Origin of the sequence: Variovorax frigidus (genome assembly GCF_051216515.1) — a bacterium.
Taxonomy (GTDB): domain Bacteria; phylum Pseudomonadota; class Gammaproteobacteria; order Burkholderiales; family Burkholderiaceae_C; genus Variovorax.
In genome coordinates this window covers 148,540-172,957 of sequence record NZ_JBPJZF010000003.1, presented here as the reverse complement: position 1 = coordinate 172,957, position 24,418 = coordinate 148,540, and the positions used below count along the sequence as shown (strand labels likewise).

Below are 24,418 nucleotides of genomic sequence, written 5' to 3'. Positions count from 1 at the left end.
CTCATTCCGGGCGGCGGCGCGGGCCGGAGGCGCCGCTGCGCGGCCCCGAAGCGCCGTTGCGCGCGCCCGATGCGCCGCCGCGCGCCCGCGCGCCCGGCGCATCGGTCGGCAGTTGCACGGTGGTGCCGTCCTTGAGGCGGTCGCCGCCCTCGGTCACCACGCGCTCGCCTTCCTTGAGGCCCTCGGTGATGACCACCGATTCGACCGTCGATTCGCCGCGCTTCACGTTGCGCATCGACACCGTGCGGTCCTCGTTGATCACATACACATAGTTGCCGGTGCCCGCGGTGCGCAGCGCCGTCACGGGCACCACCACCGCGCCCTCGACCGTGCGCAGCAGCAGCTGCACGTTGACGAACTGGCTCGGGAACAGCGTGCTGCCCGCGTTGGCGAAGCGCGCCTTGGCCTTGACCGTGCCGGTCTGCACGTCGACCACGTTGTCCAGCGTGGAGAAGACGCCGGTGTCCAGCGTGCTGGCCTTGGTGCGGTCGAGCGCGGTCACGCTCAGCTTCGCGCCCTGCGCCACGCGGCGCTCGATGTCGGGCACGCGGTCCTGCGGCACCGAGAACTGCACGTCGATGGGCGTCATCTGCGTGATCACGGCGATGCCGGTGGTCGCGCCGCCGGCCACGTAGTTGCCGGGGTCGACCGTGCGCAGGCCGACGCGGCCGCTCACCGGCGAGGTGACGCGGGTGTACTCGACGTTGAGCCGTGCCGTGGCTTCGGAAGCGCGATCGGTGAGCACCGTGCCTTCGAGCTGCTTGACCAGTGCAGCCTGCGTGTCGACCTCCTGGCGCGCGATGGAGTCCTGGCCCAGCAGCGTGCGGAAACGTGCGAGCGTGACGCGCGCGGCCTCGAGCTGCGCCTCGTCGCGCACGCGCGCGCCCTGCGCCTGCATCAGCGCCTGCTCGTAGGGCCGCGGGTCGATGCGCGCCAGCACCTCGCCTTTCTTGACGGTCTGGCCTTCGGTGAACAGCACATCGGTCATCACGCCCGAGACCTGCGGTCGCAGCGTGATGGTCGTGACCGGCGTCACGGTGCCCAGCGCATCCAGGTAGACCGGCACGTCGGCCCGCTGGGCCACGGCCATGCCCACGGTCACCAGCGGACCGGCGCCGCCGGCGCCTGCCCGAGGGCCGCCAGGTCCGCCCGGGCCACGCGCACCGGCGCCGGGCCGGCCCCCGGGCGCGGCGTCGGCCGGTGGCCGATTGGCCAGATACCAGGCGGTACCGATCAGCGCGGCCAGGACCAGCAGGGCGATCGTGCCCCCGAGCCAGCGCCGCCGCGGGCGCGGCGGTGTTGCGGTCGACGGGGGGGGCGAGGGTGCTTCGGCGGGACGGTTGTCCATGGAGAGTCCTGAAGAGAGCCGCCGGTCGGACCGACGCGCGGAAATTTGCATCGAATCGTAGCTTGCACCCAGGCGCGGATTGCGACGCTTGCTCCGTCTGTCCGTAAACGGCGGGTAAAGCGCCGGCCCGACCTTGCCGCCGGCCGCATCTGGCGCTGCAGGACGCCCGCTCGCGCCGCCGGAAGGCGTTCCGTCGCAAGCCGATGGCGGGTGCCGGCGCTGCCCGGCACAGTCCGATCCATCGCTTCCCGCCCTCTTCTTCCACCGTCTCCCCAACCTTCCACGGAGTGCCACCATGCTGATGCAAGTCATCCTCCACACCCCCAAGTGGGTGTTCGTCGTTCTCGCGCTGTTGCTCTGGCTCGGCACGAAGCAGTTGTTCGCCAACAGCGTGGGCCTGAACCGCGTCACGCTGATGCCCGTCGCCATGGGCGCCCTGTCGCTCTACGGCGTGATCTCGGCCTTCGGCGGCTCCCCCGGCGCCCTGCTCGGCTGGGCGGTGGCCGCGGCCGTGATGCTGGCCCTGCTGCTGCAACGGCCGCTGCCCGCCACCACCCGCTACGACGCGGTGGCGCGCCGCTTCCATCTGGCCGGCAGCCCCGTGCCGCTGATGCTGATGATGGGCATCTTCCTGACCAAGTACGTGGTGGGCGTGGCCCTGGCCCTGCACCCCGACTTGAAGCACCAGGCCACCTTCGCCTGGGTGGTGCCCACGCTCTACGGCGCCTTCACCGGCGTGTTCGCGGCCCGCGCGCTGCGCCTGTGGAAGCTGGCGCTCGCGACCGATTCGATGGCCAGCGGCGTTGCCCACCCCTTATGCTGAGGCGCATCGCCATGATCCACACCGCTTCGAACACCACCCTGCCCGACATCGAACGCATGGCCCGCCGCCGCGCCGGCGCCAAGATGGGCTGGTACATCCATGCCTTCGTCTACGTGCTTGTCAACCTCGGGCTGGTCGCGCTGTCGGCCGCCAACGGCCGCACCTGGGCGATCTATCCGCTCATGGGCTGGGGCCTGGGCCTGCTGGTCCATGGCGCGGCGATCTGGCTGCTCGCGCCCGGCGGCGGACTCTACGACCGGCTGCTGGAACGAGAACGCCGCGCACTGCGCGCCAGGGAGCGCGGATGAGCCTGGCCGAGCCTCCGTCCCGGGGCCTTGCCGAAGACCTTCGGGACATCCTGCGGCATGGCCTGGTCACCGCCGTCTTCTGCTGCCTGATCGCCATCGCGCTGACCCTCACCATGGGCGGCGACTGGGCCGACCACCTGGTCTATTCGCTGGCCATCGGCACCATCAGCTGGCTGTTCATCGACCTCGGCAGGCTGCTGCTCACCCGGGGCCGCGACATCCGCTGGCCGCTCGGCTACAGGGGCTACCTGGTGGTGGTGGTCGGCGGGACCTTCGGCTTCCTGGGCGGCAACCTCATCGGCGACGCCTGGGTCGGCGCACCGACTTTCGACTTCCTGGATTTCGCCGGCCACAAGCTGGCCACCGCGCTCGTCATCACGGTCACCGCCACCATCGGCGTGTGCTACTTCTTCTACAGCCTGGGCAGGAGCAAGCACCTGCAAAGCCAGATCGACCTGGCACAGCGCGCCGCCACCGAGGCCCGGCTCAAGCTGCTCGAGACGCAGCTCGAGCCGCACATGCTCTTCAACACGCTGGCCAACCTGCGGGTGCTGATCACGCTCGACCCGCCGCGTGCCGTGACCATGCTCGACCGGCTCAACAGCTACCTGCGCGTGACGTTGTCGGGTTCGCGCGCCTTGTCGCATCCGCTGTCGGCCGAGTTCGACCGGCTGGGCGACTACCTCGAACTGATGGCCGTGCGCATGGGGCCGCGGCTGCGCTACACGCTCGACCTGCCCCCGGCCTTGCGCGAGGTGCCGGTGCCGCCGCTGCTGCTGCAGCCGCTGGTGGAAAACGCCATCCGGCACGGCCTGGAGCCGCAGGTGGAAGGCGGAGAGATCACGGTGCGCGCGCGGCGCGAGGGCGCACGGCTGGTGCTGGACGTCTGCGACACCGGCCTGGGCCACGCGCCGACCGACACACCATCGGAGGGCGGCGGCTTCGGCCTGACACAGGTCAGGGAACGGCTGGCCGCCGTGCACGGAGACGCAGGCGCCTTGCAACTGACCCCCTTGCACGAGGGTGGGACCTGCGCGAGCATCTCGTTCCCCCTGACGCCATGAACCCCACCGCGCTGATCGCCGAGGACGAGCCCCTGCTCGCGCAAGCCCTCCACGCAGAGCTCGCGCTCGCCTGGCCCGAACTGCAGGTCGTCGCGCGCGTGGGCGACGGCCTCAGCGCGGTGCGCGAGGCGTTGCGCCTGCTGCCGCAGATCCTATTCCTCGACATCCGCATGCCCGGCCTCGACGGCCTGGCCGCCGCGGACGAACTGGCCGACAACTGGCCGACCGACGAGGCCCCGCTTCCGGAGCTGGTGTTCGTCACCGCCTACGACGAGTACGCCGCGCGCGCCTTCGAGGCGCAAGCCATCGACTACATCCTCAAGCCGGTCCAGGCCGAGCGGCTGAAACGCACCGTGGCACGGCTGAAGAAAACGATGGCGCTGCGCCGTTCGACGGCCGTGGCCGACGACGACGTGCTGGCCAGTACTCTGGCCCAGTGGCGCAAGTTGCTGAACGTGGCCGGCGACCCGGCCGGCACGCCGCTGAAGTTCATCACGGCCAGCGAGGCCGGCTCCTCGGGCGCGACGGTGCACATGGTGCCGGTCGACGAGGTCCAGTATTTCGAGGCGGCCGACAAGTACGTGCGCGTGCTGACCGCGACGCGCGAATACCTGATCCGCACGCCCCTCAAGCAACTGCTGCCGCAACTCGACGCCAACGCCTTCCGCCAGGTCCACCGGGCGGTGGCCGTGCGTGCCGACGCGATCGCCGCGGTGCACCGCGACGACGCCGGCAAACTGTCGCTCACGCTGCGCGGGCGCAGCGAGGTGCTGCCGGTGAGCCGGCTCTATGCCCACCTGTTTCGCGCGATGTGAGGCTCAGGGAACAGGTCCGCTGTCCGCCAGATCTTTCATGCCCTTGGCCGCCGGGTCCAGATGCAGGCCGGAAGCTTCGGCGCAACGGTCCAGGGCCTTGCGCAGCGCGGTGTCCACGCTGCGCAAGGAGATGCGCAGCCAGTCGGCCACTTCCTGGCGAGTCTTCTCCTCGATACGAAGCCCGATCAGCACGGAGCGGTGGCGGCGAGGCAGGCACGCCAGGGCGCGCTCGACCGCTTCCAGCTCGGAACGGGCTTCTGCGATGAGATCGGGGCCGGGGGAGTGATCGGCCAATGCCTCCAGTCCGGACTCCAGGTCACTCGCGTACTGCCACTTGCGGTTGCGGCGCAGGCGGTCCATCGCCACGTTGCAGGCCACCCGGTAGACGTAGGCTTCGGGGCTTTGCACGGGCTCGGACAGGGTCATCTCACCCAGGCGCAGCCAGGCGTCGTGCAGGCAGTCGCTCGCCTGGTCGGAGCAGCCCAGATGGCGCTTCAGGCGCTGGTGCAGGCGGGTGTAGTTCGAGGCTAGAAACTCGCGCAGTGCGGCGCCGTGGTCCTCGGCGGGCGTCTCAAGGAAAACCGCATCCATCTCCTCCAACGATGCGGGGAAATGCCAGGCGCCCAGGTCCACGATGGGCTGACCGCGGTGAACGTGACGCCCACTCCCTGACACCGCGTCGGCTTGCAGCGGCCTCATGCGCGGCGCGATGCCCGCCGGGGTAGAAGCAGGTTGAAGTGCAGTCATGGGCTGATCCTTGGCAAAGGCTTCCTCCGTCTGTTCCCGCCAGGGCGGGGAACAGATGAGAAACACGGCGCTTGCTGGGCTTAACGGTTCTGTTGCAACAGACGCCGCTGCTCCGCCGTGAGGCGCGAGAGCAACTCGGGTCTGAAATCCTGCCCATGACCCAGGACCTGGACACGGTTCTTCGGGTCATAGGAAGGAACACCGGACTGCAGCCCCGGCTTGGGTGGCGGCGCTTGCTCGCCGCCCTCCATCGACTCCGTGCCAAAGCCCAGCACCCGGACCGTGAAGATCGACGGCAGGTTCTGGCGGGCCGATGCACGCTCGCGCTGCAGGACTTCCTGCGCCGCACCTGCAGCTTGCGATGCCGCGGCACTGGCATTGGTCAGGGCAGCCACGTTCACCGTTGCCACCACCGGCAGCCCGGTCGCTTCGCCTTCGACCTGAATGTTGTCGGCGTTGAACACCTGCAGCGCGGCGATGTTGAGGTTGCTGGCGACCCGGATGCCGGCGTCGCCAGCGTTGATGGTGCCCTTCGGCGCCACCAGGTCCACGTCGCCCTCGCCCACCGTGCCGATGCCGCTGCCGCTCATGTCCAGCTTCTCCGACACGGTGACGTTGCCGTCCACGTCCACCGTGATGTCCGGTGCCTGCGCCACGCGCACGGTCTTGGTGCCGCGGCCGGCGTCGATATCCCCCCGCGTCGCCCACAGCATCTGGTCGCTGCCAAGCGGGTGCGCCTTCGACACAAAAGACAGCAGGCGCGAGCGGTTGATGACGATGTCCTGCTCGGCAAAGACATTGATCTGGCCGGGCGAGGCCATCGTCACCAGACCGTAGCCGTCGGGCACCGTGGCGCCCAGCGCGGCCACCTGCAAGCCACCGCCCGGCGTGAACACGTTGATGTCGCCGCCCTGGTGTGTGCGCACCGCCATGCGCGTGGCTGCAATATCGCCCCGGCCGGCCCAGTCGCTCTGCCAGTCGTCCGGAATGTCACGCGCGTAGCGCACGGGCAGCGCCTGCGCATCAGCGGTCCGGAACAGCGTGTCGATGGCTGCGTAGCCCCGGTTGTAGCCGCCGTTGAGCGGCTGCGCCTTGGCATCGGCCATGTTCTGGTTGCGGCCGCCTTCGCGCAGTTCATAGCTGAACAACTGGCGCAGGAACTGCTGGCGCGCCAGCGCCGGCAGCTGCTGGTAGTGCGCCCAGGACTGCTGCGGGGACAGTTCTTCCTGCCCTGTCATGCGCTCCACGAACGACACCAGCCCGCGGCGGGTGACCTTCTCCAGGTCTTCGCGCGTTTCCACGCCATCGGTCAGGTACAGCGGCAGCACAGTGCCGTCGGCCAGCGTGGTCTTCAGGTAGTCCGGCATCGCGGCCACATTGGCCGGGTTCAGGTAGGCCTGCTCGAAGATGTCGTAGCTGGCGGCTTCGTTCATGCCGGCCATCAGGGTGATGTCGGCGCCTTCGACGGGCAGGGCCTTGATGAGGTTCGCTTCCTCGCCGTGCGGCATGGCCGCGACATAGTCCCAATAGCGGTTGGCATTGGTGTACAGCGACAGGTTGTTGCCTTGGATGTCGCGCCCGGCCAGCAGCTGCAATTCTCCCGGCCCTTGCAGCGCGACGCGGCTGCCCCTGTCGTAGTAGTACGACGCTGGAGACCCGCCGTAGACCACGTACCGGTGCGACAGGGGTCTGTTCGCGACCGCCAGAATGTCGTTGCCCGCCGCCAGCCGGGTGGTGTCGGTGGCGCGCAGGTTGCGCGCGCTCAGTTCGAAGTTGCGGATGTCGGTGCCGGCCTGCACGCGCACCGATTCGGACGCGATCAGATTCAGGTCGGTGATGGAACCGTCGCCGGCGTACAGACGGCTGGGGGTGAAGTCATGCGCCTGCATCGGCAGCGTATCGGGGTTGTCGAATACCTCCCCGCCGTTGAGGCTGTTCGTCATGAAGGTATTGGTGACCGCAAAGCCGGAATACACCGACTTCAGCGGCGCCCCAAACGCCACGGCACCGTCCAGCATTGTCCAGAGGCCCGCCCACGGACGGAGGATCGACGGCCATTTGTCCAGCGTGGCCTGGGTCATGACGATGGTCCCCGTATTCAGCGCGCTGCTTCCGCGCAGGAAGCGCAGGTCCTGCGCGGCCATCAGCGACAGGTCGCTGACATTGGCCGGTGCCATCGCCAGCAAGCCTCCGACGAGTACGCTGCCGTCCAGGGCTGACACGCTCACCTTGGCGGGATACAGGCCCACCATGTCTGTCTGGAGATTGGTGTCCATCACACCGGTCACCAACTTGGTGGGGTTCTGGCCGACGACGCCATTGCCCGTGACGTATTCGGACTGATTCACCAGATTGACGTCGCCACCGGTGGACACCAGTGTGACGGCGCTGCGCTCGGTGTAGCCGCTCATCAAGACCGCATGGGAGCCGCCTTGAACATCCCGGTCGGCCTGATCGACGAAAGTACGGCGTATCTGCATCGGGTCGACCACGGTCTGCACCACCAGGTCGCCCAGCGTTTTCAGCTTGAGCGTGGCGTCCGACAGCGCCAGCACGGGCGCGATGTCGTAGGCATAGGCCGAGGCTGCGGACCAGGTGTTTGTCTGCCCGGTCAGCCGATAGCCGGCGGCGCTTGCGCTCGCTTCGATCTCGCCCGCGCCACGGCCCACGTAATACTGGCCGGCCTTCAGGATGCCGCCCGTCGTCACCTGCATCTGCCCGCCGTTGCGCGTGGCGATGGCCACCGCCTCATCACCGGCCGAGCGCCCGCCCGTCACCCGCATGGTGCTGGGCAATGCCACCACCAGATTGACCAGATCGCCACCGGCAGAGAGTCGCAGGTTGCCGCCGCCCAGCGCGCCCAGGCCCTGCTGGAAGGTGGCGTAGTTCACCCACCAACTTGGCTGCTGGCCGCGTGCGGACATGACAGGTGCCCAAGAAGGGCCCATGTTGTACGCATCGTAATAGCCGGTGGGACTGCCAAGCTCGCCCCCATAGCGCCCCTGGCGGAACAACCATTCGGTCAGTATCTGGTCCGAGCGCGACCCCTGCGCGATGGGTGCCCGCACGCCGCCTTGGGCCGTGATATCCACGTGGCCGCCTTCGATGCCGTACTGGGCATCGACGCTGGCGGTGCTGAAGCGCCCGCCCAGCGTTGGATCGGCTTCGGCCCTGCCCGCCGTGTAGAGCACGGATTCCTTGTGCGCCAGCACCATGTCGCGCCCGGCGCGTACCGTCAGGTCGCCGCTGCCGGTGCGCACCAGCTTGCCGGCGCCGCCGACGCCCGGCGCGGTGTCGGCTGTTCCCACGCGAATCGTGCCGACATCGGGCGCCAACGCGCCCAGCGCCTGCGTGGCCAGCGCATCGACAGAACTCAGGTCCGCGCCCGACACCAGGCGCAGGTTCCACGAGGCCGCCTGCTGCAGGCGCGCCACCTGGCCTGCGCCGTTGTCGCGACCCGCGACGTCGAAACCATCGCTCAGGTGGCCGTCGATGTTCAGGTTGCCGCCGGCGCGCAGCGTCAGCGTGCCTTCGCGGTGAGCCGCGCCGAAGCTGTCGAACAGGTTCCAGTCGCTGCCCAGCGTCAGGTTGCCATCGCTGGTGATCTCGATGCCTGCGGCCAGCGTGTAGGCCGCGGCGTTGCCGCCCAGGCCCGCAAGCACGCCGGGATTGCCCACGAAGGCATTGGCTTCGTCGATGGCTGTGGCCTTGACGGATTCCACCGTGCCATCGGCACTGGCATGGCTGCGCACGCCTTCCAGCACCGTGGAACGCGCGCCTTGCACGACAGCGTTCAGCGCCGTGACGTTCAGGCCGTCGTTGCCTGCGGTGCGCTGGGCCCGCAGCCGCAGCTTGCCGCCTTCGCCGCCGCTCAGGTCCAGCGTGCCACCGGCAAGATGCAGCTTGCCGTCGACCGCTTCCAGGGTGATGCGGCTGCTGCCGAGGCCATCGACGGCGTCGGCGGCGTGTGCGGCAAGCACGGCGCCGGCCTGCATCGTCAGCCCGCCACCGCCCACCAGGCGGATGCTGCCGCCGTAGGCGGCGCTGGCTTCGACGCGTGCCGCGCCGTCGACGGTGATCGCGCCCCGATCGGTGATGACTTCAAAGTCGGCCACCCGCGTGGCGCCCGCGATGGTCAGGTCGCCCTGGCGGATGCGGAACTGGCGCGATTGGCTGAACCCCGTCTCGTTGAGCGTTTGCGCCAGCGCGCCGAAGTCGGCCAATTGGTCGATGGTGAGCGCAAAACGGCCGCCGTGGCCGCCGGCCTGTGCTTGCAGGGCGCCGCCGAAGTTCACCCGTCCGCCCGCCGACGCATCCACCGTCAGGCTGCCGGCATCGCCGCCGCCCGGGTGGGCGGACAAGTCCAGCAGGCTGCCCGCGGCCAGATCGATCAAGCCCCCCCGGGTCGCCAGGCTGATCTGGCCGGCATCCACGTACTGCGCCACATCGAAGATGACTTTTTCCAGGCCACCCGCGCGCAAGCTGCCCTGCTCGGACAGCGTCAGGTCGCCCGTGCCGGCATCGACGGCGATGCTGCCGCCCAGCGCCAGCACCGGCAGCGCCACGGCCACGCCCTGACCCGACAGGGCCAGGCGCGCACCCAGGCTGGCGCGACCCAGTTCGGCCAGCGTGACGGCGTCCAGCGCCGTCCCCGTCTGTTGCAACACCAGTTGGCCCTGAGTGCGCAGCGTCTGGTCCGAGCCGGACATCCCTTGCAGCACCGGCGTGCGCAGCGTCAGCGCCGCCGTGCCGGCATCCAGGCCGCCGCCGCCTTCGCCGGCGATGCGCCGGTTGGCCGACAGCACCACCTGATCAAAGCCGGAAACAGTCTTGTTGCCCGCGCCCAGCACCAATTCGTCTGCCGACAGTTCCAGGCGGCCGCCACCGGTGCCCGTGCCGCTCAAGGACGCGCCGGTGTTTTGCAGCGTCAGGTGCGAGGCCTGCACCTGCACGGCGTGGGCGCCATGGCCTTGCAGGGCCGCAGCGTCGAACACCACCTGCGCCAGGCCGCGCATGTCCAGCGCACGATAGAAGTCCAGGCTGCCGTAGCTGTGCAGCGTCAGCGCCTGCGTGCGCGACAACTGCGCCAACGTGTCGGCGTCCAGCACCAGGCCGCCGCTGCCTCCACCGATGCCGATGCGGCTCGCGGCCACCGACAGGGCCGTGCCCGACAACTGCGCGCCGGCTGCCATCTCGGTGGTGTTGGTGGCGTCGATCAGCAACGCCGAGACGCCCTGCAGCAGCGCGCCGGCGCCGATGCGCACCTGGCCGCCCGTCGTGGTGTCCACGTTCTCGCGCAGCGCCCGCACGGCCTGGCCGCTGCTCACGCGCACCAGCGCACCCGCGTCTCTGGACGGTGTCGTGATGTAGTCGTCGCTGGTGTCGTGCGGCGTGTTGTTGTTGCTCCACACGGCCGCCACCTGCGGCTTGAGCACCAGATCCACCTCTTCGCCCGAAGCCTGGCCGTTCGCGCGCAGCACGCTGCCCGACTCGACCGACACCAGATTCTTCGCGGCCAGAATCACTTCCGGTCCGCTCAGCGCCGTGCCTGCCGTGTTGCGCAGCACCACATCGCTGGCGGCCACGTCCACTTGCAGGCCCAGCGCATCGCCCGTGCGCGTGCCGCCCACCAGCAAGCTGCCTGCGCCAAAGCGCGTCAGGCTGCCGGCATCCACGATCAGGTAGTTGTCGGCACGCAGGTCGCTGTCGTCCTGCCCAGCCCCGACGATGGCGATCTTGGCAGCGGCAATGTCCACCAGGCTGCCCCGTCCGCCCGCGTCGGGCTGCGCGCGCAATTCGCCGTCCAGCGTCAGGGCGTGGGTGGCCTTGAACACCACCGCGCCGCCGTCGCGCGCCAGACGCGGGGTCACGACGTCTTGCCCCGTCAGGCGGTACTGCGTCAGCTTGAAAGCATCCGACGCAAAGAAGGCATTGCCCTGGGCTTCGTTGTACTCGCTGACCTGGCGCACCAGGTCGCCGGACAGGACACGCCAGCCCGAGGCCGTGGCATCCCGCGCGCCGCCGATCGTGTCTTGCGTCCGCCCGGCCACGATCATCGAGCCGTCACGCAAGCTGACCACCTCGCCGCGGGACGCGGCCCAGGCCGGCAAAGCCTGGCCTGTGCCCTGCACGGCAAAGGCCCCGGGAAGCAGCGCATAGCGTGCCGGCAGCAGCGTATACCAGCCGGCATCCAGGCCGCCGCCGGCCAGCCAGACCTGCCGGCCCGCCGCGCCGCCGGCCACGGGCGACAGGCCCTGGTAGCCCGGCATCACCGCGTACATGCCCGGCAGCGTCAGCACATCGTGCGAGCCGCCCGAGCCGGGCACGTGCTCCCAGCCGTACAGGTCGCCCCCGCCCGCGATGTCAACCACCGCACCTGCGGCCATTGCCACATCCGGCGCTTGCAGGGACACGCGCTTTTCCGGCAGGGACGACAGGTAGCGGTTTTCGTCCAGATAGGTGGAATCGCCACCATTGACCTGGTTGCGGCCCGAGGGGTTGGCCGGGTCCAGCCAGTATTCGGCGTTGCGCAGGGTGCCGTAGAGCACGCGCAGGCCCGCGCCGGAAACCGAGGTCAGGCTGTCCGCCCCCAGCACCAGGCGGTTGCCGGCGTTCAGCGCAAGCTGACCGAAAGGCGCACGCAGCACGCCGTATTGTTCGATGACGGGCGCGGTCAGCGTCAGGCTGCCGCCAGCCGACAGCGGCGCGGAGGCAGCGCCGTTGCCGCGCACCGTGATGGACTCGCCCGCCTTGATCTCCGCCGTGACGGCCGTGGCCGGGTAGACCTGTGCAGCCTTGATTTCCAGCGCGCCATCCACCACCAGCGTGGCCCTGAGCTGGGCGTTGTCGTAGTCGGTGCCGCCTTCGCTGTAGGCCCCCGCCACGAAGCGCAGATCGCCGGTCTCCAGCGCCGTGCGCTCGAAGCCCTGCAGCTTGACGGACTGCGCGTCGCCACTCCCACCCTTCACGCTGCTGCCCACAATGTCGATGGCTTGGCTGGCCGACAGGATCAATTGACCAGCTTTGCCGGCCGCGGCGCTGACGGTGCCCGCCAACGGTTTCAGTTGCAGGTGGTTGGCATGCAGGCGCGCCACGCCGCCCTGCCCGTCGCTCCTGATGACCGGGGCGGTGATGCTCAAGCGACCGTCGACGTTCACATCCACACCGCGGGACAACTGCACACCCACTTGCGTGGAATGCAGATCCACCGCCGAGAAGCCTGTGTTTTGCAGCACCCCCGCCGATACGTGCAGGGTGCTGTCCCTGGTGGCGATGTTGCCGATGTTGATCTTGTGGCTCAGTGCCGTTCCGGTCCCGCTCCAGAAATACTTGTTGAGCAGGTCAACCACCCGCTGGTCGATGGTCGGGTTGTATTCCGACGGCGCCATGCCCCCACCCGGCCCCGCAACAAGCGCCGTGCCCGCGTCGATGACCAGCCCGTTGCTGCTGGAAACCAACGTCGGCAGCGAACTGTTGATCGCGGTGCGCATGGCGCTCGCCATCTTGACCTCGCCGGCATACTCGTCGCGCACGTCGAGGTTGCCGCTGGTGCCGATGATTCGCGAATAGCTTTCTCCGTCGAACGTGTAGGTTCCGGCCGGATTCTTGTAGAAGAGGAAGGAGCCGATGTCCGGCGCCACCAGATCCCCGGTCGGACTCCCGGCCGAACTGGTGTCCATGATGGACAAGGAGCCGCCCGCCGCCTGCGCATTGCCGCCGTGGGCGCGGAGCGTGGCGTTGATGGCGCCGCCGCTCGCTGCCGCAATCGCCACCTCACCGCCGCCACTCCCCCATTCCTGCGTCACGCGACGGCGCGCGCCGAACACACCCGCGTCGCGATCCCAGTAGTCCACCGAGCCCCGCGTGCCCGATACGTCGATCAGGGCGCCCGTCTGCGCGTCCAGCGTGCCGGCGTTCAACGTGACCTTGCCACCCGGCAGCACCTGGCCCTTGTGCAACTGCGTGGCGGGATCGTAGAAGATCTGCGCCGCCCCGGGCAGCAGCAGCTCGGCCCCGTCGGCCAGCGTCAAGGTGTTCTTGGCACGGATGTTCAGCGTGCCCGCAGGCGCCAGAATGCGGCCGGCCACGACCACGGAAGCGAACTGCTCGGACCCGTCCGCGTCCAGGGACACCGCGCCGCCGGCTTCCACCTGGATGCTGGCGCCCGCGTCGATGCGGATGCCCCCGCCGGACGCGGCGGTGGCCAGCGACAAGCTGCCGGGCGCGCGCGCAGCGCGGTCCTGTCCGCTCAGTTCGTCCAGCGCCACAGGGGCCAAGGTCTGGCCCAGTGAGCTTCCGCTGGGCAGCGCCCGCAGCGCCGACACGGCCGCAGGCATGTCCCAACCCATCGGCTGGAGGTGCACCCTGGCGCCATCTGCGACCACGATGTCCCCGCCGATCGAGCGGATGCCGATCGCGCCGAAGCCGCGTTCGGCGAACAGGGTTTCCGGCAGGTGCAGCGTGTCCGCGGCGGCAGGCGCCGCGCCGCCGACCTGCACGTCGCCGGTGGCCCTGATGGTGAGCCGGGATGCATCGCCCCCCGACCAGCCGCGCAGGTCCAGCGTATGGAGCGCCGTGCTGTCCAAGGCCATCAGGGTCATGGCGCCGCCGTCGCCGGCCCGCGTCTTGCCTACCCTGCCCCCTGACGCGGCACCGGGCAACCAGCCTCCGCCGGACACGTCCAGCGTCGCACCGGCGGCCACCTCCACCTTGCCGTACACCGTGCCCAGGCCCTCCTTCGATGGCGTGCCCAGGGCAATGGCGCCGCCGTGGATGGCGCGGCCCAGCGTGACGCCACCGGCGGTGTCGTTGATCCACTGGCCCGCGACGCTCAGCAGGCTGTTGGCGCCCAGGCGCAGCACGCTGTCCGCGACGCCGCCGGCGCTCAGGTTGATGGCGCCGCCCGGTGCGATGAGGCTGCCCTGGATGTCGAAATTTCCGGGGTTGCCCTGGCCGTCGTAGACCGCGGCCGTGAAGCTGGCGCCCGGCGCCAGGTTCACCACCGCGTCTTCTTCCAGCGCGAAGCCGGTGCTCAGGTTCAACGCAATGGTCCCCAGACCGGAACGGCTCAGCCCCGCGGCCGACAGCCAGGTGGTGCGGTGCGGACCCGCGCCCGCGCCGGGGGATTGCCCTTCCGGCTCGGCGAGGAAGGCGTCCTCTCCCAACAGGCTGTCGATGGCGAAATTGGTCGGCAGCAGCGCGGGCCTGTCGCTGATGACGACCTGGCCCAGGGTCCACATGCCCTCCTGCGCCCGGTCGGAGCCCAGCGTCAGGCGGCCGGCCCGGGGCAGGTCGGCCTGCTGCTGTGCCCGGTCGCCCGGCTGCACCGAGCCCCTGAACTCGCCTTCCAGAATGAAGGCACTGCCGGCCAGGATCTCGATCGAACCTGCCTCCCGGCCCTCCTCGTAGCCCGGCTCCCAGCGCCGCCCCGACAGCAGCGGACTGACATAGGTCTGCGTGACACCCCAGCGCGCATGCGTCTGCTGGTACTGGCCCGCAATGCCCACGTAGGTCATGTCCGCCGGAGCGGACGACATGAGATAGCTGCGCCCGTCCGCGCCGCGCAGCAGGGTTTCGGTATTCCAGCCGTCGCCGTAGCGCACCGAGCCGCCGGACACATCCAGAATGGAGCCAGGGCGCGTGATCACCGAGCCGTTGGATTGGATGGTGATGTCGCCACCCCGTGCCGCCAATTCGGACAGAGTGACCAGGCCATTGCCCACCCAGCCCGTCACGTCCGCCAGCGGGGTTCCGACCCAGAAGCCCTTGACCACCTTGCCGGATTCGTCGGTGACCCATTCAACGCCCGCCATCAGGCCGCTGAAGGTGCCGGACTTGCGCCGATCCACGATGACTTTCCTGCCGTACAGCCAGGTGTCCGCCTGCAGGTGCGAGTCGCGCAGTTCGTTGATGCGCAGTTCGGCCTCGACGAAGTTGCTGACCATGTCCACCGGCATTTCCAGCAGTCCGGCGGTACTGATGGTGGCCCCTTCACCGATGAGGATGCGGCTGCCATCGCCCACCTCGGCGTTGCGCCGCAGGGCTGCAGGGTTGGCCTGGGCCTGAATGTCGATGTCGCCCGCCGCCGCTGTCACCTGCGCGCGCGCCTGCACGTCGATGGTCTTGCCGTAGAGCTCGATGCGGCCGGGCTGGTAGCGCTGGCCGATGGCACCGCTTTCGATCTTGGTGAGGTCCTGCCAATCGTTGACGACCTGCGTGATGCTGTCCGGCCCCAGGGTCAGCGTGCCGCCCGACCAGGCCACCAGGTGCGTGGCGGAGCGGTCCAAGGAGTTGTCGATGTTGTAGACGCCCTGGCCCCAGGCGCGCAGACGGATGGAACCCGCCTGATTGTTCAGCGCCGTGCTGGCCTGCAGGATGCCGTTCTGGCCGATCTCGCGCGACACCATGGTGATGTCGCCGTGTTCTGCCTGGATGGTGCCGGTGTTCAGCACGCTGTAGCCGACCTCGGCCGCGCGCTGCGCCATCAGCGGCATGATGTCGGACACGATGCGTCCGATCAGATATTGCTGGTAGGCAGTGCCCGCCAGCGGATTGACGGCATATTTGGCCGGAAAGGCCCAGGGCCGCACCGCCGAGGCGACGGCATCGAAGCCGCGCACGGTGGGACTGATTTCCTTGGCTTCCAGCCAGATGTTTTCACCCGCGGCCAGCAGCGTCTGACCGCCCGGCGTCAGGATGCGGCCGGCATTGCTGACCTTGGGTGCGAACAGCAGGACGTGGCCGCCCTGGCCCGTGATCTGCGCGCCCGCCTGCACCTCGACCTTGCCCGGGGCCGCGCCGGGATCGAAGGCCGGCCCCATGTCATCGAACAAGACGGACGAATCCTCCGGCATCCGGGTGGGGTTCTCGCCGAAAGTGGGAACCCCCATCGCGATCTCGAGGCCGCTCCAGTAGCCTGGGTCGCCCGGGTTCGCGCCCAGGCGCGCATTGAGGCCGGCCTTAAACTGTTCGTCGCTGAGCTTCAGGCTGGAGGCGACCAGGTTGCGCACGTTGACCTGGCTGCTTCCGGTGAAGACGACACCGTTGCGGTTGATGAGGTAGACGCTGCCGTCAGCTTCGATCCGGCCGGCAATTTCGCTGGGTCGGCCGCTCGGGTCGTTGATGCGATTGAGGGCGATCCATTCGTTGGCGCCGGTCTTGGCGTGGGTGCCGGCGCGCTGATCGAATTTCACCGTCGTGTTCTTCCCGACGTTGAAGGTCTCCCAGTTCAGGATCGCCTTGTCCTTGATCTGCTCGATGGTCACCGTGGTCTTGCCGCCGATCACCGACTGCGTCGGGTCCTTGGCGTCGAGCCAGCCGGCGGTAAGGGAATTCGTATCGACCTTCAAGCCACCTTCGCCCAAACCGTCCGGTATGTCGGAGGGGGCAAGGCCGGCGGCTCTCCGTGCGGCTTCCTGCGCGGCCTGTTGGGCGGCAATCCCGCGTGCAGCCAGATTCAGGTTATTGATCGAGCGCTGGAGCTGATCATTGGCGCGTTGCTGCTGGCCCGGCGGGTTGGTCAACGAGGACGCGGGCATGCCATTGGGCAGCCGGCCCGTTTGCGAGGCCGTGTTCTGAATCGCCCCCTTGTCCGAAAACCATGCAGGACTGAAGGCACGCTGGGCCTGGGCATGGCCGATCACCCCACCGGCCGCCAGCGTGATGGCGATGGCACGCGCAATGGGCGCCATGCGGAACACCCGCTCCTCGGTGCGTTTCGATTGATCCTTGCCGTTGCGTGCGCGTGTGGTCATTGAGTTCCTGCCGAAGTTGAGGCGATGCCGGATCGGCTGTCCGCACCGGTCGGCCAGCCAAGTTCACGTGGACCGCGATACCGTCGGCGTTGCACGCCTGGGGCTGGTCGGTCCGTCTCCCTTCAAGACACGCGGCAACTTCGAAACCCGCTAAATATTTCACCCAGGCCGAGGATCGGCAGAAGAACCGACGACACGGCCCTGCGAAAACACGCGCAATCCCACTCTCGGACACACTGTCCCGCGCCAATGACACCCATGCGATCCCCCTCATTTCGTCGCGAACGACGACGGGAGAAAGCAGAGGAGGAAGACCTCAGCTGAGCACCAGCACCTCGGCAGGGAACGATCGCGCCTTCAGATCGAAGGTGTGCTGGAGCTGCAAGATCGCCTCGTCCAGACCGACGATGCGAAAGCGCCCACTCACGGGCAGTTCCCGCTTGGACGTCGCCGTCAACATCAGGCGGCCAGGGCGGTAGCGATTGATCTCGTCCACCACTTGTGCCAGTGGCGTCTGCCTGAAGACCAGTTCGCCCCGGCGCCAGGCCGACACGTCGTCCGGTTCGATGCCGGCCACATTGCCGACCGAGATGGCGTTGTAGATCGTCTGTTGCCGGGCCTGCAAGCGGCGAACACCCGCCGGATGTTCCACACGCAGCGCGCCCTCGATGCAACTCACGCAGACGAGGCCGGCCAGATTGCGCACCTCGAAGCGGCCAGACTCCGCCACAGCACGGCCCACGCCAGCGACAACGCTGAAGGGCGCCACGGTACCGCTCAGGTCAATGGCTGCTTCGCCGGCCAGCAGATCGATCCCGCTGGCATCGCTGCCCACTGCGCCTTTGCGAATGCTCGTACGGGTGTTGAGGGTGATGCGTACCCGATCCGCCAGGGCCACAGCCTGTTGTTCGCCGGTGGCCGTTCGGTAGTCGGCGCCCCATTCATCGGGCGAGGGCCACAGGCCCAGTGGCGGATGGATCACCACCACGCCGGCGACGGCGGCAGCGCTGGCTGCCGCGCCCAGGAAGGCGCGCCGCCCCATGACCCTCTCTCCGCGCACCAGGCGTTCGTGGCGGGCGGCGATCTTCGAATCGGTGCGCAGCAATTCGCCCACGGCCGGCTTCATCGTCTGCCATTGGTACTTGGCGTCCTCGAAGGCCGCGGCGTGGGCGGCACTGGTGCGCTGCCACCGCTTGAATGCCTGCAGTTCCACTTGCTTGATCTCGCCGATGGCCAGACGGCTCAACCAGATGCGGGCTTCCTCGCGGAGCACATCGGTTGGCACCTGATCATCATCCAAAGCGGGCATGGGGGTCTTCATCCTGTCATTTCATCGCGTGATACTGGGCCGCACCGCTTGCCCTGAATGGCAGTTTGGGTGATCCCTTCCCAAGAAGACACTTCGCATCGTCCAAACCCGCTATTTATTGCTGCGGGCCATGCGAGCCGCGCAATGGTCGTTGGCCAACTTCAGCTCCAGTTCGACCGTGCGCAGCGACACGCCCAGGCGCTTGGCGACGTCCTTCTGCGCCATGCCCTCCCATCGCACCAGCAGCAGCACGTCACGGCGACGCTGCGGCATGCGCTGGATGATCTCCAGCAGCGCCGCCATCTCCGAGCGCGCAACGACGGTTTGTTCGGGCCCAGGTGCCGGGTCGGCGACTTCCAGCAGGGCATCGACCTCGCTGCGTGGCACGGCGCTGCCCTGGTTGCGCAGGTTGTTGATGGCGATGTTGACCGACATCCGCAGCAGGAAACCGCGCGGATTCAGCACAGGTGTCTGATTTTCCAGACGATGCACGCGCAGCCAGGTGTCGTGCAGCGCGTCGTCCGCGAGTTCCGGGCTGCGCATGTGCCGGGTCAGGCGACGCCGCAGATCGCCATAGTTCCGGGTCAGGAAATCCAGCAGTTGGAGTCGGACCTCTTCGGACATGGCTATGTCGCCTCCGCTGCACAGGCCGGTCCGCCATCCTGCGGGGGCAGAATCAGCAGGGTGACGGGTTGCGCCAGATCGGGCGGTGGCGCACGACCGATCTGCACGCGGCCCAGTGCCGACACCAAGGCGGCATCGCGCCTCCGCTCGCCGGTCGTGCCGAGCAATTCGGCGCCCGTGACTTGGCCGCCGGCGCCCACCTGGAAGCGAATCAGGGATTGGTAGTCTTGTCGTGCCGTCCGGGGATCGGCGCAGAGCGCTTCCCATACCCGAGCCTGCAACAGGCTGTCGTACGCCCGTAGCCGGTCTTGCGCGGCAGCCCGCTGTGCCGCCGCGCTCGCCAGCGCCTGCGGGCTGGCTTGCTTCACCACCAAAGCGGACAGCGAGCCTGTGATCACTTCCTCCGCCGTCAGGCCCGTGCCTTCGAGCAGCCGGCGCAGGGCATCCAATGGCGTGTAGCGGCCATGCACCGACGGCGCAGTACGACCGACAGCCAAGGTGCTGCTGAACAGTGCAGACCGGCCGGATAGCGCTGCGAATCGGTCCAGCGCAGTGGCAAGCGTCTGGGCGGGAATGTCGAATTGGATCGGCAGTCCGGCTGCATTGGATGACGCGATCCCGGACGCGCCCTCAGCAGGGGCATCGTGTCCCTCCGACGCCTGCGCCGGAACACAGGCCAGCAGCGCGCAGGCGCCCCACCACGCAGCGCCGTGGCGGATCAGCGCGGCTGGGGGAAATCGCATCCAGGCCAACCCTCGTGCCCTGCATTGCCACGGGCGACGTCAACCCTGCACCGGCGGCGCGGACACACTGACAGAAGAGGGGATCGGCTCGGCAAGGGTTGGGCACCATTCAGGAAGTGCCATGGTGGCAGCCGATCGTGACCATTTGGTTACATATGCCATCGAGCCCCCGACCTCCCGGCAACGCCGGACTGGGGCTGGGCCTGACTCGCTGTGGCGAGCCTTAGCGAACGTCAGCCAAATTCGGTGCTGACGTCATGGTTAAATGAAAAAGCCGGCCTCCGGAAGGAGGTCGGCTTGGGGAAGCGCAGGCGCGCGCACGGCGCCCTGTCGTCCGGGTTCAGCGCCAGTCGCGGCGACCGTGGTCGTGGCGATAGTAGCCGCCGCGGTGGCCGCCGCGGTCGCCGCCCCGGTAATAGCCGGGGGCCGGACGGTAATACACCGGCGGCGGCGCGTAATAGACCGGGGCGGGCCGGTAATACACCGGCGGCGGCGGCGCGTAGTAGGTCGGCGGCGGTGCGTAGTAGGTTGGCGGCGGCGCGTAGTACGTGGGAGCGGGGGCGCCGAACACCACGCCGGGCGTGTTGATGCCGATGGACCAGCTGACGTCGCCACGGGCGCTGGCGGCCGAGGCGCCGAACAGTGCGGCGGCGGCCACCGCACCGGCGGCAGCCCATTTGAAGAAGGTAGAACGTGTGAGGCTCATGACGGGACTCCTGTAAAACTGGATCGGGTCACCGGCGAAACGCCGGCTTGTCGACGGGAGGCGGAAAGCGCCTTTGCATGTATTGAACGCGTCAGCTGTGAATCAGGTTCACTCGGGCTCGTGAAGTTCGTTGCCAAAGGTAACGCTTCGACCCGCCGCCTAGAATGATCCCATGACCTCCCCTGTAGACAAAAGCGGCAGCAAAACGCCCGCTGCCCCCAGCAATTTCCTGCGTCACGTCATCGAAAACGATCTCGAGCAGAAGACCTATGCCCAGCGCCAATGGGGCGGTTCCCCCGGCGATGCCGCCCACCATGCACAGGGCATGGCCGACCCGGCCCAGGTCCGCATGCGCTTCCCGCCCGAACCCAACGGCTACCTCCACATCGGCCACGCCAAGAGCATCTGGCTCAACTTCGAGATGGCGAAGGAATACGGGGGCGTGTGCCACCTGCGCTTCGACGACACCAACCCGGAGAAGGAAGAGCAGGAATACGTCGACTCGATCCGCGACGCGGTGAAGTGGCTGGGCTACGAAACCTACCTGGCCGACCGCCCCAGCGCGCCCGGCACGCTGCAGCCCCACGAATACTTCGCCAGCAACTACTTCGACTTCATGTACCGCGCCGCCGAGTACCTGGTCGAGGCCGGCCTGGCCTACGTCGACGAGCAGACACCCGATGAGATGCGCGCCAACCGCGGCGACTTCGTGACCCCCGGCACCGACAGCCCCTTCCGCAGCCGCACGCCGGCCGAGAACCTGGCGCGCTTCCGTGCCATGCGCGACGGCGAGCTCGAGGACGGCGCCGCCGTTCTGCGCGCGAAGATCGACATGGCGAGCCCCAACATCAACATGCGCGACCCCGCGCTGTACCGCATCCGCCGGGCCACGCACCACAACACCGGCGACACCTGGTGCATCTACCCGATGTACACCTTCGCGCATCCCATCGAGGACGCGCTGGAACAGATCACGCACTCGATCTGCACACTGGAATTCGAAGACCAGCGCCCGTTCTACGACTGGCTGCTCGACCGCCTGGCCGAAGGCGGCCTGATCGCCAGCCCGCACCCGCGCCAGTACGAGTTCGCGCGCCTCAACGTGACCCACGTGATCACCAGCAAGCGCCGGCTGCGCCAGCTGGTCGAGGAAGGCCACGTCGACGGCTGGGACGACCCGCGCATGCCCACCCTCGCCGGCCTGCGCCGCCGCGGCTACACGCCCGAGGCGCTCAAGCTGTTCTGCGAACGCAGCGGGGTGACCAAGTCCGGCGGCTGGATCGACTACGCGAGCCTGGAGGCGGCGCTGCGCGACACGCTCGACCCGATCGCCCCGCGCGCCATGGCCGTGCTCGACCCGGTCAAGCTGGTGATCACCAACTGGGGCGAACTGATGGGCGGCGACGCGGTGCTCGACGACTGCACCGCGCCCCTGAACCCGCGCGACGCGCAAGCCGGCCTGCGCCACTTCAAGATCGGCCGCGAGGTCTGGGTCGAACGCACCGACTACGAGGACGTGCAGCCCAAGGGCTTCTTCCGCCTGTTCCCGGGCAACAAGGTGCGCCTGAAATACGGCCACACCATCGAATGCACCGGCGCCACGCGCGACGCCGACGGCAAGCTGCTCGAAATCCAGGCCACGCTGGTGCCCGACACCAAGAGCGGCACGCCGGGTGCCGATGCGGTCAAGGTCAAGGGCAACATCACCTGGGTCGCCGTCGCCGATGCGGTGCCGGCCGAAGTGCGCCTGTACGAACGGCTCTTCGCGGCGGAGAGGCCGGGCGGCGGCGAGCTGCTGGAAGAACTCAACAAGAACAGCCTGAGCACGATCACGGCCTTCGTCGAGCCTTCACTGGCGGGCGCCGAGGCCGGCGGCGCGGGCTTCCAGTTCGAGCGCCACGGCTACTTCGTGGTCGATTCGAAGGCGAGCGCCAACGGTGCGCGCGTCTTCAATCGGGCGGCGGGGATGCGGGACGGCTGGGGAAAGTGAACCCCATGCGGTGACACGTGCTTTGCGGCCGTGTCACCGGACTGCCGACCGTCGCGGCGGATGCACGAGCGCGATGGTCCGCATCTCAAGCGGCCGACGCTGTCGCGCACAGCAAAGGCAATTGAACATCGAGTCGGGCCATCGCCCCTCGCCACTCCGCCGCCACAGCCTCCTCCCCTCGCACCATCCCCTGCAGCGCAAAGAAGTGCAAGGTACGCAAACCGACCGTACCCAGCGCAGCCTTCAGGTAGGGCGTGAGGAAATCCGGCTGGCGCGCGTGCTCGCCCAGGTAGAGGCCGCCCGAGGCCACGGCCACATACACCGGCCGGTCGGGCAACAGGCCCTTCTTGCCCTCGGGCGTGGGCACGAAGGTGCGGCCGATGCGCAGCACGTGGTCGATCCAGGCCTTGAGCGAAGACGGCACGGTGTAGTTGTGCATCGGCGTGCCGATGACGACGGCGTCGGCGTGTTCGAGCTCGGCGATCAGGTGGTCGGAGCGCGCGAGCGAACCCGGCGCGGCCACGTCGGGCCGGGCGCCGGCCAGTGTGTGGGCGTAGTCGCTGTCGACCTGCGGCAGCGGCACGGCGGCGAGGTCGCGCACGACCACCTGGGCCTGCGGATGCTTCGCCACCAGGCGCTCGACGATCTGCGAAGAGAAGCGCGTGCTGTGCGAGCCCTCGGCGCGCGGGCTGCAGACGATGTGCAGGATCTTCTTCATGCGGCGGCCCCCGCAGCGCCCAGCGTGCGGCCGAAACGGATCGCCTCGGTCAGCAGTCCCTGGCGGAAGTAGAAACGCTGCGCCAGCGCGTTCGACAAACCCGTGTCGAGCACGAACCGAACGCAGCCGGCCTCATTCGCAACGCGCGTGGTGGCCTCGATCAAACGCGCGCCCCATTGCGTGCCGCGCGCCGCCTCGTCGGTGACGAGATCGTCGACGTAGAGGAAGCGCCCGCCATAGACCAGGTTCTCCTGCAGCCGATAGCCCGCCAGCGCGCGCGGTGTGTCGCCCTGCCACACGGCGAGCAGGCGGTAGCCGTCGTTCCGCATGCGGTGCACGCGGGCGATGAAGTCGTCGGCGCTCTGCAGGTGCGGCCGCAACTGCTGCATCACGGGCCAGCAGGCGCGCAGTTCGGCATCGGTCTCGGCATGGCGCAGGGTGGCGTCGATCGGCGGGGAGTAAAGGGGTTGGGCTTCGGTCATGCAGCGACTCTAGGCAGCACGCCCCGGTCGCGGTAGAGCCAAGAACGCGCTTTCGCGACTGGGCCATGGCGCCCGGCGGACCAAGGGGCCATCGCTTTCTCACAGGCGGCCCCGAGGCCCCGCCACAGGCGCAGAAACCCGGGCCCGGACGAGATCCCTGCTGCCATGCAGAATCCAGACCAGCAGCGCTCACCGCTGCATCCGGCACCCTTCTTCTTCGCACCGTGCGCACACCATGACCATCGACCTCTCCGCCTTCCCCATCACGCAGAAGTGGCCCGCCCAGCACCCGGAGCGCCTCCAGTTGTACTCGCTGCCCACGCCCAACGGCGTGAAGGTGTCGATCCTGCTCGAGGAACTGGGCCTGCCCTACGAGCCGCACCTGGTGAGCTTCGAGACCAACGACCAGCTGTCGCCGGCCTTCGTCTCGTTGAACCCGAACAACAAGATCCCCGCGATCATCGACCCGGACGGACCCGGCGGCCGGCCGCTCGCGCTGTTCGAGTCGGGCGCGATCCTGTTCTATCTCGCGGAGAAGACGGGGCGCTTCATGCCCCAGGATGCCGCCGGCCGCTACGAGGCGCTGCAGTGGGTGATGTTCCAGATGGGCGGGATCGGCCCGATGTTCGGCCAGCTCGGCTTCTTCCACAAGTTCGCCGGCAAGGCCTACGAGGACAAGCGTCCGCGCGACCGCTACGTCGCGGAATCGAAGCGTCTGCTCGGTGTGCTGGAACAGCGGCTGACCGGCCGCGACTGGATCCTGGGCGCCGACTACAGCATCGCCGACATCGCGACCTTCCCGTGGGTGCGCAACCTGATCGGCTTCTACGAAGCGCGCGAGCTGGTGGGCTTCGAGAATTTCCCCAACCTGAACCGCGTGCTCGAAGCCTTCGTGGCCCGGCCGGCGGTGATCAAGGGTTTGGCGATTCCGGCGCGCGGCTGAGCGCGGCCATCCGCTGAAATGCAAAGGGACGCCACCCGGCGTCCC

The 24,418-nt window shown here is 68.6% G+C and carries 15 protein-coding genes; 6 read left to right on the top strand and 9 right to left on the bottom strand.

The window, feature by feature from the left end:
* Position 1 precedes the first annotated feature (1 nt).
* Positions 2-1,348 carry an efflux RND transporter periplasmic adaptor subunit gene (locus ACSFBC_RS10120; RefSeq protein ID WP_435510195.1) on the bottom strand — a complete coding sequence of 449 codons (1,347 nt, stop codon included), beginning with the start codon at positions 1,346-1,348 and terminating at the stop codon, positions 2-4.
* A gap of 295 nt (positions 1,349-1,643) precedes the next feature.
* Between ACSFBC_RS10120 and ACSFBC_RS10115 the strand changes: the two genes are divergently transcribed.
* The 4 genes from ACSFBC_RS10115 to ACSFBC_RS10100 are packed head-to-tail and all read left to right on the top strand — an operon-like array spanning position 1,644 to position 4,358.
* Positions 1,644-2,171 (top strand): DUF6622 family protein, encoded by a 528-nt coding sequence (locus tag ACSFBC_RS10115; protein ID WP_435510194.1) that lies wholly within the window; start codon positions 1,644-1,646, stop codon positions 2,169-2,171.
* An 11-nt stretch (positions 2,172-2,182) separates the two neighbouring features.
* Positions 2,183-2,479: a 2TM domain-containing protein gene (locus tag ACSFBC_RS10110; RefSeq protein WP_435510193.1), complete on the top strand. Its 297-nt coding sequence runs from the start codon at positions 2,183-2,185 to the stop codon at positions 2,477-2,479.
* The gene (locus ACSFBC_RS10105) at positions 2,476-3,543 is read left to right on the top strand and encodes a sensor histidine kinase (RefSeq protein ID WP_435510192.1); all 1,068 of its coding nucleotides are present in this window, start codon (positions 2,476-2,478) and stop codon (positions 3,541-3,543) included. Before ACSFBC_RS10110 ends, ACSFBC_RS10105 begins: the two co-directional genes overlap by 4 nt.
* The gene (locus ACSFBC_RS10100) at positions 3,540-4,358 is read left to right on the top strand and encodes a LytR/AlgR family response regulator transcription factor (RefSeq protein ID WP_435510191.1); all 819 of its coding nucleotides are present in this window, start codon (positions 3,540-3,542) and stop codon (positions 4,356-4,358) included. The genes ACSFBC_RS10105 and ACSFBC_RS10100 overlap by 4 nt, the downstream gene beginning before the upstream one ends.
* Before the next feature lie 3 nt (positions 4,359-4,361).
* On the opposite strand, the gene ACSFBC_RS10095 is transcribed toward ACSFBC_RS10100, so the two are convergent.
* The 6 genes from ACSFBC_RS10095 to ACSFBC_RS10070 all read right to left on the bottom strand — a co-directional run bounded on the left by ACSFBC_RS10095 (position 4,362) and on the right by ACSFBC_RS10070 (position 20,240).
* Entirely contained in the window at positions 4,362-5,105 is a 744-nt protein-coding gene (locus ACSFBC_RS10095; RefSeq protein WP_435510190.1) for an RNA polymerase sigma factor, read from the bottom strand.
* An 80-nt stretch (positions 5,106-5,185) separates the two neighbouring features.
* Positions 5,186-16,858 (bottom strand): filamentous haemagglutinin family protein, encoded by an 11,673-nt coding sequence (locus ACSFBC_RS10090; protein ID WP_435510189.1) that lies wholly within the window; start codon positions 16,856-16,858, stop codon positions 5,186-5,188.
* 316 nt (positions 16,859-17,174) lie between these two features.
* On the bottom strand, positions 17,175-18,179 hold the full coding sequence (locus tag ACSFBC_RS10085; protein ID WP_435510188.1) for a FecR family protein: 1,005 nt from the start codon (positions 18,177-18,179) through the stop codon (positions 17,175-17,177).
* Positions 18,180-18,278: 99 nt separating this feature from the next.
* Complete coding sequence (locus ACSFBC_RS10080; RefSeq protein ID WP_435510187.1) at positions 18,279-18,791, bottom strand: RNA polymerase sigma factor; 513 nt, start codon at positions 18,789-18,791, stop codon at positions 18,279-18,281.
* A 2-nt stretch (positions 18,792-18,793) separates the two neighbouring features.
* The gene (locus ACSFBC_RS10075; RefSeq protein ID WP_435510186.1) at positions 18,794-19,534 is read right to left on the bottom strand and encodes an STN domain-containing protein; all 741 of its coding nucleotides are present in this window, start codon (positions 19,532-19,534) and stop codon (positions 18,794-18,796) included.
* Between the two features lie 340 nt (positions 19,535-19,874).
* Positions 19,875-20,240 (bottom strand): hypothetical protein, encoded by a 366-nt coding sequence (locus tag ACSFBC_RS10070; protein ID WP_435510185.1) that lies wholly within the window; start codon positions 20,238-20,240, stop codon positions 19,875-19,877.
* Positions 20,241-20,412: 172 nt separating this feature from the next.
* On the opposite strand from ACSFBC_RS10070, the gene ACSFBC_RS10065 reads away from it, so the two are divergent.
* Complete coding sequence (locus ACSFBC_RS10065) at positions 20,413-22,230, top strand: glutamine--tRNA ligase/YqeY domain fusion protein (protein ID WP_435510184.1); 1,818 nt, start codon at positions 20,413-20,415, stop codon at positions 22,228-22,230.
* Between the two features lie 85 nt (positions 22,231-22,315).
* Here the strand turns inward: ACSFBC_RS10065 and ACSFBC_RS10060 are convergent, their stop codons facing one another.
* Entirely contained in the window at positions 22,316-22,948 is a 633-nt protein-coding gene (locus tag ACSFBC_RS10060) for an FMN-dependent NADH-azoreductase (protein WP_435510183.1), read from the bottom strand.
* A complete protein-coding gene (locus tag ACSFBC_RS10055; protein WP_435510182.1) occupies positions 22,945-23,430 on the bottom strand; it encodes a GNAT family N-acetyltransferase in 486 nt (161 codons plus the stop codon). The genes ACSFBC_RS10060 and ACSFBC_RS10055 overlap by 4 nt, the downstream gene beginning before the upstream one ends.
* Positions 23,431-23,665: 235 nt before the next feature.
* Here ACSFBC_RS10055 and ACSFBC_RS10050 point away from each other — a divergent pair, with 235 nt between their 5' ends.
* Positions 23,666-24,373: a glutathione S-transferase N-terminal domain-containing protein gene (locus ACSFBC_RS10050; protein ID WP_435510181.1), complete on the top strand. Its 708-nt coding sequence runs from the start codon at positions 23,666-23,668 to the stop codon at positions 24,371-24,373.
* Positions 24,374-24,418 lie beyond the last annotated feature (45 nt).